This window comes from Vreelandella sp. L-25, assembly GCF_056857535.1.
This window is the reverse complement of the sequence record NZ_JBSXNH010000081.1, coordinates 1-15,322: the sequence shown is the minus strand read 5'-3', so window position 1 is coordinate 15,322 and position 15,322 is coordinate 1. Positions and strand designations below refer to the sequence as shown.

At 54.9% G+C, this 15,322-nt stretch carries 10 protein-coding genes and 3 pseudogenes; 6 read left to right on the top strand and 7 right to left on the bottom strand.

Annotated elements, in window-relative coordinates:
• Positions 1-392 precede the first annotated feature (392 nt).
• The 5 genes and pseudogenes from AC13CN_RS13630 to hglS all read left to right on the top strand — a co-directional run.
• Positions 393-782: pseudogene (locus AC13CN_RS13630) on the top strand (transposase); the annotation flags it as partial.
• Between the two features lie 194 nt (positions 783-976).
• Positions 977-1,579: pseudogene (locus AC13CN_RS13625) on the top strand (IS30 family transposase); the annotation flags it as partial.
• A gap of 274 nt (positions 1,580-1,853) precedes the next feature.
• Complete coding sequence (locus tag AC13CN_RS13620) at positions 1,854-3,107, top strand: 2-aminoadipate transaminase (RefSeq protein ID WP_483053214.1); 1,254 nt, start codon at positions 1,854-1,856, stop codon at positions 3,105-3,107.
• Positions 3,104-6,232, top strand: a complete 3,129-nt coding sequence (gene ydiJ / locus AC13CN_RS13615; RefSeq protein WP_483053213.1) for a D-2-hydroxyglutarate dehydrogenase YdiJ — start codon at positions 3,104-3,106, stop codon at positions 6,230-6,232. The genes AC13CN_RS13620 and ydiJ overlap by 4 nt, the downstream gene beginning before the upstream one ends.
• Positions 6,229-7,590 (top strand): 2-oxoadipate dioxygenase/decarboxylase HglS, encoded by a 1,362-nt coding sequence (gene hglS, locus AC13CN_RS13610; protein ID WP_289100183.1) that lies wholly within the window; start codon positions 6,229-6,231, stop codon positions 7,588-7,590. The genes ydiJ and hglS overlap by 4 nt, the downstream gene beginning before the upstream one ends.
• An 89-nt stretch (positions 7,591-7,679) precedes the next feature.
• On the opposite strand, the pseudogene AC13CN_RS13605 reads toward hglS, so the two are convergent.
• The 4 genes and pseudogenes from AC13CN_RS13605 to amaB all read right to left on the bottom strand — a co-directional run bounded on the left by AC13CN_RS13605 (position 7,680) and on the right by amaB (position 13,644).
• Positions 7,680-9,150 (bottom strand): annotated as a pseudogene (locus tag AC13CN_RS13605) (IS1182 family transposase).
• A 124-nt stretch (positions 9,151-9,274) separates the two neighbouring features.
• Positions 9,275-10,567 (bottom strand): L-pipecolate oxidase, encoded by a 1,293-nt coding sequence (gene amaA, locus AC13CN_RS13600; protein WP_137094682.1) that lies wholly within the window; start codon positions 10,565-10,567, stop codon positions 9,275-9,277.
• A gap of 56 nt (positions 10,568-10,623) precedes the next feature.
• The gene (nhaC, locus tag AC13CN_RS13595; protein ID WP_137094681.1) at positions 10,624-12,081 is read right to left on the bottom strand and encodes a Na+/H+ antiporter NhaC; all 1,458 of its coding nucleotides are present in this window, start codon (positions 12,079-12,081) and stop codon (positions 10,624-10,626) included.
• Between the two features lie 69 nt (positions 12,082-12,150).
• Positions 12,151-13,644, bottom strand: a complete 1,494-nt coding sequence (amaB, locus tag AC13CN_RS13590) for an L-piperidine-6-carboxylate dehydrogenase (RefSeq protein ID WP_137094679.1) — start codon at positions 13,642-13,644, stop codon at positions 12,151-12,153.
• A gap of 124 nt (positions 13,645-13,768) precedes the next feature.
• Between amaB and AC13CN_RS13585 the strand changes: the two genes are divergently transcribed.
• Positions 13,769-14,656 carry a LysR substrate-binding domain-containing protein gene (locus AC13CN_RS13585; protein ID WP_137094677.1) on the top strand — a complete coding sequence of 296 codons (888 nt, stop codon included), beginning with the start codon at positions 13,769-13,771 and terminating at the stop codon, positions 14,654-14,656.
• Between the two features lie 3 nt (positions 14,657-14,659).
• Here the strand turns inward: AC13CN_RS13585 and AC13CN_RS13580 are convergent, their stop codons facing one another.
• The 3 genes from AC13CN_RS13580 to AC13CN_RS13570 form a co-directional block, all read right to left on the bottom strand.
• Positions 14,660-14,947 carry a PAS domain S-box protein gene (locus AC13CN_RS13580; protein WP_232068186.1) on the bottom strand — a complete coding sequence of 96 codons (288 nt, stop codon included), beginning with the start codon at positions 14,945-14,947 and terminating at the stop codon, positions 14,660-14,662.
• The gene (locus AC13CN_RS13575) at positions 14,941-15,075 is read right to left on the bottom strand and encodes a hypothetical protein (protein WP_266100190.1); all 135 of its coding nucleotides are present in this window, start codon (positions 15,073-15,075) and stop codon (positions 14,941-14,943) included. Before AC13CN_RS13575 ends, AC13CN_RS13580 begins: the two co-directional genes overlap by 7 nt.
• Before the next feature lie 119 nt (positions 15,076-15,194).
• Complete coding sequence (locus AC13CN_RS13570; RefSeq protein ID WP_483053105.1) at positions 15,195-15,317, bottom strand: helix-turn-helix domain-containing protein; 123 nt, start codon at positions 15,315-15,317, stop codon at positions 15,195-15,197.
• Between the last annotated feature and the right edge of the window lie 5 nt (positions 15,318-15,322).

Below are 15,322 nucleotides of genomic sequence, written 5' to 3'. Positions count from 1 at the left end.
CGGGCCGTCAGCACCGATCAGCACGGTGGGTTTTGGCAATAACGGGCTTGCGAAAGCCAACTTGCACGGGGCGAATGATCAAAAAGTGCTCGCTGGCGGTGATAGGGAAAGTGTCGGCGCCGGCTTCACGGATTCAGGTTATGCTTAGCATGTATTCGCAACCCGGCCGGCTGGGGTTCCGATCAGAAACAATGTCGCGAAACGGTAAGTGACTATTGTTCATGCATGAAGCCCTACAGACAAAAGAAATTAAGTTGCATACGCATTCCATTTTCTCATGAATTGTGTTTCCTGGATTCATAGAATAACCGCAGCACTTTGGACCGCACGGTAGAGGCAGGAGGGCCAGCGCCGGTACCCTCCCTGCCTTACCGACCAAAGTGAAGCAGAGCATGGGATACCGACAGCTGCCCCAGACCCAACGATACCAGAGTCACGCCCGCTATGACTTGGGCATGAGCCAGAGGCAGATCGCCCGCGAGCTCGGTGTTCACAGTAGCACGATCAGCCGTGAGCTGTGTCGTAACGCTGCCCCCAGTGGCTACGATCCCGAGCAGGCGCAGTCTTGCAGCGACCATCGTCGACGCAACGCCTGGAAGTGGACGAAGCGCTTGCCCAGCATGATCGCCGCCGTTGCCGACCGGCTACGTGAGGAGTGGAGCCCGCAGCAGATCAGCGGTTTCATGGCTCCCTTGACTGGCATAGGCGTCAGCCACCAGTGGGTCTACTCCTTGATCTGGGATGACAAGGCGCAGGGTGGCGACCTCAGGCGGCATCTTCGTCAACCCTTCTTATTCATCGAATAATTATAGGAGAAGATAAAAATGCTTTAAAATCAGCTATTTATGGTGATGGTGGGTATTTGATTCGATTCACCCACTGGGTGAAACCAGCATTAGACGCTTACTGCATCTAAGCCTATGATTTTTCTCTGGTATGTTTTGACTCATGCTTTGTGCCATGAATAAGGCAGGGTCAACCCAAGCGCCGCAGCAAGCACCGGGCCCAGGCCAAGAGCGCAGGGCTTGGCAAGATCCCCAACCAGGTGGGCATCGAGCATCGCCCGGCTGAGGTCGATGAGCGGCGCTTTATCGGGCACTGGGAGGGAGACGCCGTGATCCACGGGCACAAGCAATCGGGACTGGTCATACTAGTAGAGCGTCGCAGTGGCTACCTGCTGGCCGCGAGGTTGCCCAGGCTCTCAGCTCAGCTGACGCAAGCGGCCATGATCCGCCTGCTGAAGCCTCGCCGGGGAGCGGTACAGACCATCACCCTGGACAATGGCTCGGAGTTCGCAGGCCATAAAGCCGTGGCCAAGGCAGTGACGGCAATGACGTACTTCTGTGACCCCTACTGCCCTGGCCAGCGTGGGAGCAATGAGAGCACCAATGGCCTAATACGGCAGTACTTCCCCAAGGGGACGGACTTCCGGCAGGTCACCGACGCCGAGTTGCGCAAAGTGGTCAGAAAGCTGAACGACCGCCCCCGAAAACGCCTCGGTTACCGGACACCGGCCCAGGTGTTCCTGGGAGAGTACTCAGGAGCCCTGGACACAGCAGGTGCTGCACTTATTGCTTGAATTCAGGTTTTTCATAATTTCCTTATGTACCCTATGACCATGCTTTTCTATCAGCGTTATCAACATAGCGCCTCCATCTATTAGTCATCTTTGTGAAATAGTTGCTGGCGACAAGTGAGTGCTTTGGAATGCTACTGTCTTTGCTTATAACTCAAGCGTCAATCGCCTGTTCATTCCTACTAGGCATGCATTAGGCGTTTTTTTTCGTTTGTAATCTACTATATGAAGCTGTTTTATAAGGGAACATACGTCAATTTCAGGAGTGTTTACGACGATGGACTTTCCCAACGTCAGCAGTGCATTAGGCATCCTCCATCCCGTTTGCATTACTAAAGGGCGTAATGCAGAGGTATGGGATGAAGCGGGACAGCGTTATATCGACTTTATTGGCGGTATTGGTGTGCTTAACTTGGGGCATGGCCATCCAGCGGTGGTCGAGGCCGTCAAGGCTCAGGTCGATACCCTCATGCACTCAGCGTTTAATGCCTTGCCGCACCGTGGCTACCTCTCTGTCGTAGAGCGACTTGACCAGTTTGTGCCGGTTTCTTATCCGCTGGGATGCATGCTGACGAACAGTGGTGCGGAAGCGACAGAAAATGCATTGAAAGTTGCCCGTGGTGTCACGGGTCGTCAGGGCGTGATTGCATTTGACGATGGTTTCCATGGCCGCACGTTGGCTGCGCTCAATTTGAATGGGAAAGTTAAGCCCTACAAAGCCGGTTTAGGCGCGCTCCCTGGCCCGGTTTATCACCTGCCTTTTCCTAGCCAGGATAGTGGGATATCCGCCGAGCAGTCATTGGCGGCCCTAGAGCGTGTATTTGACGTAGAGATTGCCCCCAGTGAAGTGGCTTGTGTCGTCGTTGAACCTGTTCAAGGGGAAGGCGGTTTTCGCTTACTTTGCCCCCAGTTTGCTAAAGCGCTGCGGGCAATCTGCGATCAGCACGGTATTTTATTGATTTGTGACGAAATCCAATCAGGCTTCGGACGAACCGGTAAACGCTTTGGCTTCAGTCACCTCGGCATCGAGCCCGACCTGATTCTGTTAGGAAAAAGCATTGCCTCAGGTCTTCCACTGGCCGCTTTGGTAGGGCGTAAAGAGTTAATGGATGCTTTACCCAAAGGCGCGTTGGGAGGCACCTATTCAGGCAATGCGGTTGCGTGTGCAGCTGCATTGGTAGTGATGGATATCATGCAAGACGAGGCGCTAAGCGAATGGGGTAATGCCCAAGAAGCGGCGATTGTGAGTGCTTACCAGCGCTGGAAAGCAAGCGAGCGTTTTCCCATGCTAGGAGCCATGACGGGTATTGGCGCGATGCGCGGTATCGTCTTTGAAGATACCGACAATGCTACGGGGGGAGAGCACTTAGCTAACCTCTTGGCTGCGGGGCGTGATGCTGGCGTTTTGCTAATGCCCAGTGGCCGCAAGCGTAATGTCTTACGCTTATTGCCGCCATTGACCACTGAACCAGACGTCATGGCAGAAGGGCTAGGGCTCATCGAGCAGGCGCTGGAGACGCTCAAGGCATGATCGCAATGGTCAGCGAAATGGCAGTGCGAAGTGGCTATGTGGCGTTTCTCGACGCCTTGCGCGCCTGTGGCTTCGAAGGCGAGATTGCCCCGGACTATGCCAACCGCACGGTGCTGGCAACGGATAACTCGATTTACCAGCGCCTGCCCCAGGCGGCGGTGTTTCCTAAGCATGCGGAAGACCTTGAGCGCCTTGCCAAGCTGGCTGCTGAGCTGCCCCACCGCGATATCGTGCTCACGCCTCGGGGCGGCGGCACCGGTACCAACGGCCAGTCGTTGACCGACGGTATCGTGGTGGACGTTTCCCGCCATATGAACCAGATCCTCGAGATCGATGTAGAGGCACGGCGGGTACGCGTTCAGGCGGGCGTGGTGAAGGATCAACTCAACGCGGCGCTGAAGCCTCATGGGCTGTTTTTTGCCCCGGAGCTATCCACCTCTAACCGCGCCACCATCGGCGGGATGATCTCCACCGATGCCAGCGGCCAGGGCAGCTGTGAGTATGGCAAAACCCGTGACCACGTGCTGGAACTGGATACGGTTCTGCTGGGGGGCCAGCATCTGCATAGCCGCCCGCTTAGTGCTGACGAAGAGCAGCAGGCCGTTGCCCAATCCGGCATTCTTGGCCAGGTGCATACCACCGCGGCTGAGATTATCGACCAGCAGCGGGGGCTGATTGAGGCGAAATTTCCGCCGCTCAACCGCTGCTTAACCGGCTACGATCTGGCGCATCTGCGGGAAGCAAAAGGCCAGCTGAACCTGAACAGCCTGCTGTGCGGCTCGGAAGGCTCATTGGGCTTTTTGAATGAAGCGGTACTCAATGTGCTGCCGATTCCCAAGCACGCCACTTTGGTCAATGTGCGCTATGCCAGCTTTATGGACGCGCTGCGCGATGCCAAGGCACTGATGACTTCAAGCGCGCGCCCTACCTCGATTGAAACTATTGATGACACCGTGCTGCAGCTGGCCATGGAGGACTTTGTCTGGGACAGCGTAGCTGAGTTTTTCCCCACCACCGGTAGTACGCCGATTCGTGGCATTAACTTGATCGAGTTTAACGATGATGACCCTGAACGCTTGTCTGAGCGTGTGCGGGCGTTTACGGAACACTTGAGCCAAGACCCCACGGTGGAGCGTTTAGGCTACACCCTGGCGGAAGGCCGTTCGCAGATTCAAAAAGTCTACGCTATGCGCAAACGCTCGGTGGGTTTGCTGGGCAATGTACAGGGCGAAAAGCGCCCGATTGCGTTTGTCGAAGATACCGCCGTACCACCAGAGCATCTGGCTGACTTTATTACTGAGTTTCGCGCCGCACTGGATGCCCGCAAACTCTCCTACGGTATGTTTGGCCATGTCGATGCGGGGGTGCTGCACGTGCGCCCGGCGCTGGATATGAAAGATCCCGAACAGGAAAAACTGATTCGTGAGATTTCTGATCAAGTGGCTGACCTGACCCAGAAATACGGCGGGCTGTTATGGGGCGAGCATGGCAAAGGCGTGCGCTCGGAGTACGGCCCCAAATTCTTTGGCGAGCTGTATCCCAGCCTACAGCGCGTTAAAGCCGCGTTTGATCCGCATAACCAGCTAAACCCCGGCAAGATTGCATCGCCCGCTGAAGGCAGCGCATTAATCGCCAAAGACAGTGACCCTGAGCTATTAACGATTGATGGCGTCACCCTGCGCGGCCAGTTGGATCGCACCATTGATGAGCGGACGTGGCAGGCCTACGATGCAGCGGTGTACTGCAACGGCAATGGCGCCTGCTACAACTACGATGCTGATGACCCCATGTGCCCTTCCTGGAAGGCTACCCGCGACCGTGTGCATTCGCCTAAAGGCCGTGCCAGCTTAATGCGTGAGTGGCTGCGTCTGCAGTCCCAGGCTGGTATCGATGTAGTGGAAGAGTCGCGCAAAAAGAAAGCCGAAAACGGCTGGGGCTTTATCAAAAGCTTTCCGCTGCGCGTTGCCAATACGCTTAGCCGCAAGCAACATCACGACTATTCTCATCAAGTTTACGACGCCATGGCGGGCTGCTTGGCGTGTAAATCTTGCGCTGGCCAGTGCCCGATTAAGGTCAACGTGCCACAGTTCCGTTCGCAGTTTTTAGAGGTCTACCACGGCCGCTATTTACGCCCGCTGCGCGATTACATCATCGGTGGCACTGAGTTTATGCTGCCCACGCTTGCCAAGGTAGCGCCGCTGTATAACGCCCTACTCAACCAGCGCTGGGTCGATAGCCTAATGCGTAAAGGGCTGGGAATGAGCGACTCCCCGCTGCTTTCCCGCGCCAGCGTGAAAAAGCAGCTGCGTGCCTGGGGCGTGGCTGACGCTACGCCCACCTCGCTTGCACTGCTGACTGACCAGCAGCGTGCCAACAGCGTGATCCTTGTCCAAGATGCCTTCACCAGCCACTTTGAAGCCAAACTGGTGATGGACGTGGTGGAACTGCTGTCGCGACTGAATCTGCGCGTATTCGTGATGCCATTTTCTGCCAACGGCAAACCGCTGCAAGTGCAGGGCTTTTTAGGCGCCTTTGAGCGCACGGCGGAAAAACAGGCCAAACGCCTGCGGGCGCTGGCAGAGTTCGACGTGCCCATGGTGGGGATTGACCCCGCCATGACGCTGACCTACCGCCAAGAGTACGTCAAAGCCCTGGGGGGCGAGCAAGTGCCCAACGTACTACTGCTGCAAGAGTGGCTGGCCACGCGTATGAACACGCTAGTGCCTCGCCCACTGAACCTAACCGACCCTGGCTTTAAGCTGCTGTCTCACTGCACCGAAAAGACCAACGCCCCAGGCAGCCCCAAAGCCTGGCAGCAGGTGTTTGCGGCATTTGGTTTAGAGCTGGCGTTAGCCACCACAGGGTGTTGCGGCATGTCGGGCACTTACGGGCATGAAACCCGTAACGTCGCAACTTCCAAAACCATTTATGCCCAATCCTGGCAGCCCCAGGTGGAAGCCGACGAAAACACGGGCAAGCTGCTCGCCACCGGCTACTCCTGCCGTAGCCAGGTGAAACGCTACTCAGCGCAAACATTACACCACCCGCTTCAGGCGCTGTTGGCGCTATTGACGCCGGTGTCTCATCCTTATCCCAACAATATGCAAGAGAGAGCAACGAAATGACTCAGCCGAGCCTTCTTTCAACCAACGAAGTGCGTGACCGTTTCTCTAAGGCAATGTCGGCCATGTATCAAGCCGAAGTGCCGCAGTACGGCACGCTGCTTGAACTTGTCGAGCGCGTTAACCAAGAAACACTTAGTCAACAGCCTGAACTGCATCGCCGCCTGGAAGCGCAGGGTGAATTGGCCCGTTTGAGCGTAGAACGCCACGGGGCTATTCGTGTGGGAACTGCTGCAGAGCTTTCCATGCTGCGCCGCCTGTTTGCTGTGATGGGTATGTATCCGGTGGGTTATTACGACCTTTCAGAAGCGGGCGTGCCGGTTCATTCAACCGCCTTCCGGCCTATCGACGACGATGCGCTGGCGATGAACCCTTTCCGTGTTTTTACCTCGTTACTGCGTTTAGAACTGATTGAAAGTGAGGCTCTGCGCCAGCGTTCGGAAGAGATTCTAGCCAAGCGCGATATCTTCACCCCAGGGGCGCGCGAACTTATTGAGCGTCATGAAACCCAAGGTGGCTTAACCAGCGAAGAGGCCGACCAATTCGTCAAAGAAGCGCTGGAAACCTTCCGTTGGCACCAGGATGCGACGGTCGATCTGGAAACTTATCAGGCGCTCCATGATGAGCACCGTTTGATTGCCGATGTGGTGTGCTTCCGTGGGCCGCATATCAATCACCTGACGCCGCGTACTTTGGATATCGACGAAGCACAGCGCCGCATGCCGGAGATGGGTATGAACCCCAAAGCCGTCATTGAAGGGCCGCCGCGTCGTGAATGCCCCATTTTGCTGCGCCAGACCAGCTTTAAAGCATTGGAAGAATCAATCCGCTTTGCCGGCGACGCGCAAGGTACTCACACCGCTCGCTTTGGCGAAATTGAGCAGCGTGGCGTGGCGCTAACACCAAAAGGCCGTGCGCTTTATGACCAGTTACTTACTGAAGGCCGCAAGCAAACCGCGGGGTTGGATAACGACGCCCACCAAACGGTTATGCAAAACGTCTTTGCCCAGTTCCCTGATAACGACGAGGCCATGCGCCGCGAGGGGCTAGCGTATTTTCAGTATCATCTGACCGAGAAAGGTCAGGCAGCTAAAGACGTTGGTAGTGCCGATATTGAAGCGTTAATCGCCCAGGGCTTGGTGGAAGCACAGCCGATTACCTATGAAGACTTTCTACCAGTGAGTGCGGCGGGTATTTTCCAGTCGAATCTCGGTGGTGCAGAGAGCGAAGCCTATGCCGGGAATGCCAATCGCGACGCCTTTGAAGAGGCGCTGGGTGCCCAGGTGACCGATGAACTATCGCTTTATGCAGAACGTGAAAATGCCTCTAAAGCGAAGGTTCTGGCAAGCTTAAAAAAATAATCCATCGTTAATTAAAGAACGGCAGCACAGGAATGTGCTGCCGTTTCAGACTGCTGACGAACTCACCTATTTTGGTGGGTTCGTTGCTTTTAAAGCAGGCATACACGCGTGGCCTGACTCACGACCCTTATCGCGCGATCTCTGCGCATCATCGGGTATAACGACTTCTGACGTGCCCTATTAGCCCTCAGATGACGTAAAAACGTGCAAAAAAGCCGACGCCAACGCGCCTGCGCGATTTTCTTGAGGTTTTGGCAAGCGGCGGCCAGTAAGCACTGCTCTTTGACGCGCGCCAGGCCTCGCATTCGCGCATAACGGTGCCCGTGTAACTGCTTGGCGTCGGCGAAGCTGCGCTCCACCGTCTCCTTGCGACGCTTGTAGAGCTTCTTGCCCGGTTCTGTCAGTCGCCGGGCATCCACCCGATCCTTGTCGTCCTGCCAGACGTGCCGCGTGACCGTTTTTATCTGCTTGGCGTTGCGGGTACAGGTCGCCAGCCGAGGACAACTGCGACAGATCTCAGGTTCACTGCGATAGTGGCGGTAGCCATGGCGATCCGTGGTGGCATAGAGCAGCGACTGCCCTTCTGGGCACTGATAGGTGTTAGTCGCCGCGTCATACGTGAAGGCGCGCTTGGGTAGATACCCCTTGAGTTTACTGGGGCGGCGGTAGCCGATGACGCCATACGGGCCGCGTTCCTCCAGCCCATGACAGATCGCCGCCGTAAAGTAACCCGCGTCGAGGCCGACACCGACCGGGTCCAGCCCGAAGCGCTGGCACTGATGATCCAGTCGCGCCAAGTAAGGCACGCTATCGTGCACACTGGCCGGGGTAACATGGGTGTCGGTAATAATGGCGTGCTTACCGTCCACCGTGCGGTGATCCAGATAGAAGAAGCCAGTCGGTTTGCCATCGCGCACCATATAGCCGCTATCCGGGTCGGTGAGGCTGATTTTCTTTTCGACGAGCGCCGGTGCTTTAGCACGCGGCGTTAAGGCTTTTTTCCGTGTTGAGCACGGTCCTCCTCAACCGCCACGTCCAGTGCGTCCAGATAGTCCCGCGCCGTTGTCTCCACCTCTTGGCGCTCGAAGCGATGCTTGTTGGCATTGGCCTTGAGGTGCGTGCTGTCGGTATAGAGCACTTCTCCGCCCACCAAGCCTTGTGCGATGGCCTGTTCGACAATGGTATCGAAGATCTCCTGGTGGATCGTGCTATCGGAGAAGCGGCGGCGTCGGTTCTGGCTGATGGTGGAGGCATCGGGCACCTTGTCGGTCAAGCGCAAGCCGAGGAACCAGCGGTAGGCGACGTTGACTTGGATCTCGCGCATCAACTGGCGCTCGCTACGAATGCCAAACAGATAGCCGATAAACAAGGCCTTGAAGAGCAGCACCGGATCAAGCGCAGGCCGACCATTATCCGCGCAGTAAAGATGACGAACGCGCTCGCGATAAAGCTGAAGTCGAGGGCGGCCTCAATCTGACGCAATAGATGGTTCGAGGGCACGAGTTCTTCGAGCGTGACCATCTCCAGTTCGTGCTGTTGGGGGGAAGGGTCTTTGAGCATATCGGCCACCACTAAAAACGATACGCTTATAAAAGCAAAACCCTGGCCGAAGGGCCAGGGCTTTGTCAGCAGTCTGGAACGGCAGCACAGGAATGTGCTGCCGTTTTGTTACGTAGCAATGCCCCTAGATCAGCACCCGTAGACACTGACCCGCATGATATAGCGAGAAACCACTCTCATAGGCACAGCTCCACAGCGGGCGGGCTTTGATGGGTTTGGGCTGCGATAGCGGAAGCGGCAGCAGGCTGTCATCGTCGTTTGCAATGTAATGGGCAAAACCTTGGCCGACCACCGTGCCGGTAGTAATGCCGCGTCCGTTATAGCCAGTAGCTGACAATATTCCAGGGGCCGGTTCAAAAATACGTAAGGTGTGGTCCGGTGTGAATGCGATCTTGCCGGTCCAGGTGTATTCCCAACGCACGTTGCCAAGCCCAGGGAAGTAATGATCTTTTATAGTATCGGCCCAGCGGGTTAAGTAAGCTAGCGGCTTGCCTTCACCTTTCCCCAGGCTGCCCAACAGTAAGCGGCCTGCCTTATCTCGGCGTATGCTGCTAAGCACCGTGCGGGTGTCCCAAGCGCCTTGTTTTTCTGGAAGAATTGCATCGGCGGCTTCGCCAGTTAGAGGCTCTGACGCCAGTTGATAATAATGGCCGGTAAAGAAGTGTTGTCGAACGTGGTTCCAGTCGTCTTCGGTATACGCATTGGTCGCCATGACGACTTTGTTCGCGGTTACGCTGCCATTTTGAGTTAACACCCGCCAGCGGTCTTCCTGTCGCTCGATGCCTGTTACGGGGCTTTGGCAGTAGAGAGTGGCGCCTAAGTTTGCAGTAGCGCGGGCGAGCCCTCGTGTATAGGCGCACGGGTTGATAGTGCCCGCGCGCTTATCAAGCAGCGCTGCATGTATCTGAGCGGTTCCCGTCATCCGCTCGCATGCTTCGCCTTCCAATAGGGTCACTGGGGCGCCACGGTTTTGTAACTGTTCGTGGCGACGTGCAAGCTCTTGGCAGCCTTTGGTGTTATGACCAAGGTGCAGGGTGCCTGTACGCGTTGCATCGCACTCAATGGCATAGCGCTCAATAATGTCGAATACTTTTGCTGGCGCGCCGCCCAAAATAGTATTAACGCGCTCACCTTTTTCTTCACCTAGCGCGGCCACGATGTCATCGGGTGGAATCCAAAGTCCGGCATTAACCAGGCCTACGTTGCGGCCTGAACCACCCGTGGGGATATCTCCCGCCTCCAGCAACATTACCTTGATGCCTTTCTCGGCCAAATGTAACGCGGTGGACAGACCCGTAATACCGCCACCAACAACACAGACCTCAGCCTCTTCCTGGTTCGCTAACGCAGGATAGTGCAATGGGGCTTCCGCGCTCGTTTGCAGCCAAAGGCAGCGCTCGGAGAGGGTCGTTTGCATCTTTATGGTACCTCCTGAAAAGAAGCGCAGGCCGGCCATAGGCCGACCTTGAGTGGCTATGAAGTAAGTTGGGAGGAGTAGGTGGTTTGGGGCGTGTGGGGCGGATTTTTAGCCGCTTTCTCAGGGGATTCACGGGGAATGAAACGGCCAGTGAGCGCCCACAGCAAACCGAATAAAGGGGATAGCCAGCAAGCAAATGCAAAAGGTGCATACGCTAGCGTGGGTACACCAATCGTCGAGGACACAAATCCACCGCCCATGTTCCACGGAATCAATGGAGAGGAGAGTGTGCCATTGTCTTCAATAGTGCGTGACAGCGTCGAAGTCTTATAGCCCATGGCTTGATACTGACCTTTCAGCAAGCGACCGGGCAGCACCAGCGTTGTATACACATCGCCAATAATAGTGCTTACCGCCAGCGTGGTGCCGGAGCTTGTTGCTACTAAGCTGAAGCGCCCTTTAATAAGCCGCATCAGCTGCTTAATAATTGCATCAACGGTGCCATAGGCTTCCAGCATGCCAGCAAAACCCAGCGCGAAGAACGTTAGCGTTACCACCCAGGTCATGGAAAGAACACCGCCGCTGCTGAGCAAAGCATCAATCGCCGGATTACCGGTATCACTGTTAAAGCCATTTTGCATGGCATCAAACACAGCATGAACGGTCTCGCCCTGAACGCCGATAGCCACTAAGCCGCCTATCGCAGCGCCGGTAAAAATAGTCGGGAAAGGCGGGAATTTGGCAAGCGCTAAACCGATCACAACAAAAGGCGGGATCAACGTTACCCAGGAGAGCGTAAAGGTGTCATCAAGTGCCTGACGGAACGTTGCAATATCGGTACTTCGTTCAAGCTGGCCGCCATAGCTAGTGCCGAGCCATAAATAAAGTATCAGCGCGACGATCATAGCGGGCACCGTGGTGGCCATCATGCTGCGTATATGGCTCCATAAATCGGTTTCACACACGGCAGGAGTTAAGTTGGTAGTCTCTGATAAGGGTGACATTTTATCGCCAAAGAACGCCCCGGATACCAGTGCTCCGCCCGTTAGATACATGGGGATGCCCAGCCCTTCTCCGATGCCCATTAGGGCAAGCCCGAGGGTTCCTACTGTGCCCCAGGATGTGCCTGTGGCAAGGGATACCAACGCACTAACGACGCACGTTGCGACGAGAAAGTAAGAGGGGGAAACCAACTGAAAACCGTAATACATCAGCGTGGGAACGGTGCCGGAAAGAATCCAGGTACCAATGACCATACCGACCGCTAATAGAATAAAAATAGCGGGCATTCCCAGCTTAACTACCTCAAGCATCGAGGCTTCCATTTTTTGCCAGGGTACGCCACGGATGCGTCCGCACAGGGCGCAAATCATTATTCCGAAGGCTAAAGGAATATGCGGGGTAAAATCAGAGAAGATAAAAAATTGCAGAATTAGAATGGCAGTAGTGGCCAGCAGTGGTAATAGCGCCATCGCGAGGCCCGGCGTCGGGCTGATTTGGACATCGTCACGCATACATCACCTTAATTTTTTTATGTTTTTAGTAAGGGCCCTGTAGAGAAGGGCCCTTATAGAGGGGAAGGGTTAGTCGAACTTAATGCCTTGAGCTAGTGGGAGTTCACGAGAGTAGTTCACGGTGTTAGTTTGGCGACGCATATAGCTCTTCCAAACGTCGGAGCCAGACTCGCGACCGCCACCGGTTTCCTTCTCGCCTCCAAACGCACCGCCAATTTCAGCACCGCTAGGGCCGATGTTGACGTTGGCGATGCCGCAGTCACTACCAACCGCAGAGATGAAGGTTTCGGCTTCGCGAACATCGGTGGTGAAAATGCACGATGACAGACCCTGGGGAACGTCATTATTGGTAGCAATAGCCTCATCCAGCTCTTTGTAGGTGAGGACATAAAGAATCGGCGCAAAGGTTTCGTGCTTGACCAGCTCGTTTTGCTCGGTCACTTCAACAATGGCGGGCTCGACGTAGTAGCCTTCACCACTGTTGGCGAACTCTACACGGTTGCCACCGAACACTTTTGCACCCTGCTCACGCGCTTTAGCCAGCACACTTTGCATCGCATCAAAGGCTTGGTGATCAATCAGCGGACCAACCAAGTTACCTTCAAGCGGGTTGCCGATAGATATTGCGCTATACGACTTCTTCAGACGCGCTAAGATTTCGTCTTTAATGGATTCATGAACAACTAAGCGGCGCAGTGTCGTGCAGCGTTGCCCTGCCGTACCTACCGCAGAGAATAGGATGGCACGAGTTGCCATATCAAGGTCGGCACTGGGCGCTAAGATCATGGCGTTGTTGCCACCCAGCTCAAGAATGCTGCGGCCAAAGCGTGCAGCAACTTGTGGGCCTACTTCACGACCCATGCGGGTGCTGCCGGTAGCGCTGATCAGCGCCACGCGGGCGTCATTAACCAACTGCTCGCCAGCGGCACGCTCACCAATAATCACCTGGCTCAGGTGCTCGGGAGCTTCATCACCGAACTCTTCAATGGCACGCTCCAACAGTGCTTGGCATGCCAGTGCCGTTAACGGTGTTTTTTCGGACGGTTTCCAAAGCAAGCTATTGCCGCATACCAGCGCTAAGGCTGAATTCCATGCCCAGGGGGCGACGGGAAAGTTAAACGCCGTAATTAGCCCAATCGGGCCTAACGGATGCCAGCTTTCGCGCATATGGTGACCGGGGCGCTCGGAAGCGATGGTCAGCCCAAACAGTTGGCGAGATTGACCAACGGCGAGGTCACAGATGTCGATCATTTCCTGAACTTCGCCAAGCCCTTCCTGGAGAATCTTGCCGCACTCCCAGGTAACCAGCTCGCCAAGTGCTTCCTTGTGCTGGCGCAGTTGATCGCCAAACAGACGAACCAATTCACCACGACGAGGAGCTGGCACGCTTTTCCAAGCTTGAAAGGCTTTTTCTGCGTTCGCGATAGCGGTTTCAACGTCGCTGCTAGAAGCCGTTGTAAGACGGCCAATTTCGCCACCATCAATCGGTGTGGTAACAACTAGATCGCCGCCTTGATACAGCTCTTTTGCGACACCCATTTTTTCCATCAGGGAATGAATCATTGCTTCACCAAATATTGAATTGTGAGTAAATTGGTTACAGGGGCAGTATTGCCAAGCATGAGGCAGATCATCAAACGATGTTTGTGAAAAACATCATTCCTTAATTTCACCAAGTGGGAGTGCTATGCGTCGTCGAAACTTACCTTCTTTGACCAGCCTGAACTGTTTCGAGGCCGCGGCAAGGCATCTCAGTTTTACGCGGGCTGCGGATGAGCTGAGCCTGACGCAAAGTGCGGTGAGCAAGCAAGTGTCACAACTGGAAGTTACCCTGCAACATCCGTTATTCAGGCGGGTGAGAAAGCGCCTGCACCTGACGCCAGAGGGAGCGGTCTATCTCGGCGAAGCGCGTAAAATATTAGCCCAAGTCGAGATGTCCACGCGTTATATGCAGTCTTACGGCGTAGAGGCAGATGTGCTGAATATCGTCACCTTGCCCACCTTTGGGGCGCGGTGGCTTATTCCTAGACTCAACGGATTCCGCTTTAAATATCCCAATATTAATCTCAATATTGCTAACCGTACCGAACCGTTTGATATGCAAAAAGAGCGTATAGAGGCGGCATTCTTTTTTGGTCATGGCGTATGGCCGCGGGCGGAATGTATTAAGTTGCTGGATGAAGAAGTGGTGCCTGTCTGCGCGCCTACCGCCATGGAGCAGACAGCCGTTCGCGACCCATTAGACTTAACTGATATGGTGTTGTTACAGGTTTCTACTCGGCCCGAAGGGTGGCATGACTGGTTTGAAGCACAAGATCTCTATACGGAGCACAGCTACCATGGCCCAAGATTTGATACGTTCTATATGGCGTTAAGAGCGGCCCGCGCGGGCTGTGGTGTCGCCCTAGTACCAAAGTTTCTTGCTCAGGAAGAGCTTGATGAGGGGAAGTTAGTCATTCCTTGGCAGTTCTCACTTAAAAGCCAAGACGCTTACTACATGGCCTACCCAGAACATATGGTCGACGTTTATAAGCTGCGCGTTTTTATTGAGTGGATACGAGCTCGTTTGGATTAGTTGTTAGTTGTTAAAATGTGCCCCTATTAAATGAGATGCTGGATATCCTGTAATGCTTTCAAGTGCTTTATTGCAGCGTTGAAAGTGTCCGTTAAGGTCAAATTCATAAACACCGTCAGGGTGATTCACAAACAGGGAGCGGTGCCACTCAGAAAGGGGGCGATGATGCTGCTTATCACGGTGTCGCAAAAGCACCAGGGCGGCGAGACTGGCGCTACGGGCTAGGCAGTTTTGGGCATTTTGCGAGGGCGTTGCTGGATGTCGATAATACGTGGCGAAGGTGCCTAGCATCCATAGCCCCAGTGCGCTTGAAGTGTCGCAAATTCAAGACCTCCGTTTACTGTTTGTGTAGAGTTCAGGCAGACATCACAGCGCACGTTAGTCACTGCATCGACTTCTACTTTTTCAGTCACTTTCATCTTGTTCTCCCTTATCTGCGATTGGCTGCTACTTGCCTGAAGCGCCTTACCAACTGGTGCAGTATAGGTCGTGGCAAGTGGCGAATAGCGCGCCAGTGATGGAGTATTGTGCCAAAAGCTCAGTCGTTGTCGCTGGGTTGATACTCAAATAAGTCTCCAACCTGACAGTCAAAGTATCGGCATAGCGCTTCCACCGCTTCAAGCTCGATGCGGCTGGCTGATTCGTGATAGAGCCTCGTAATCGTTC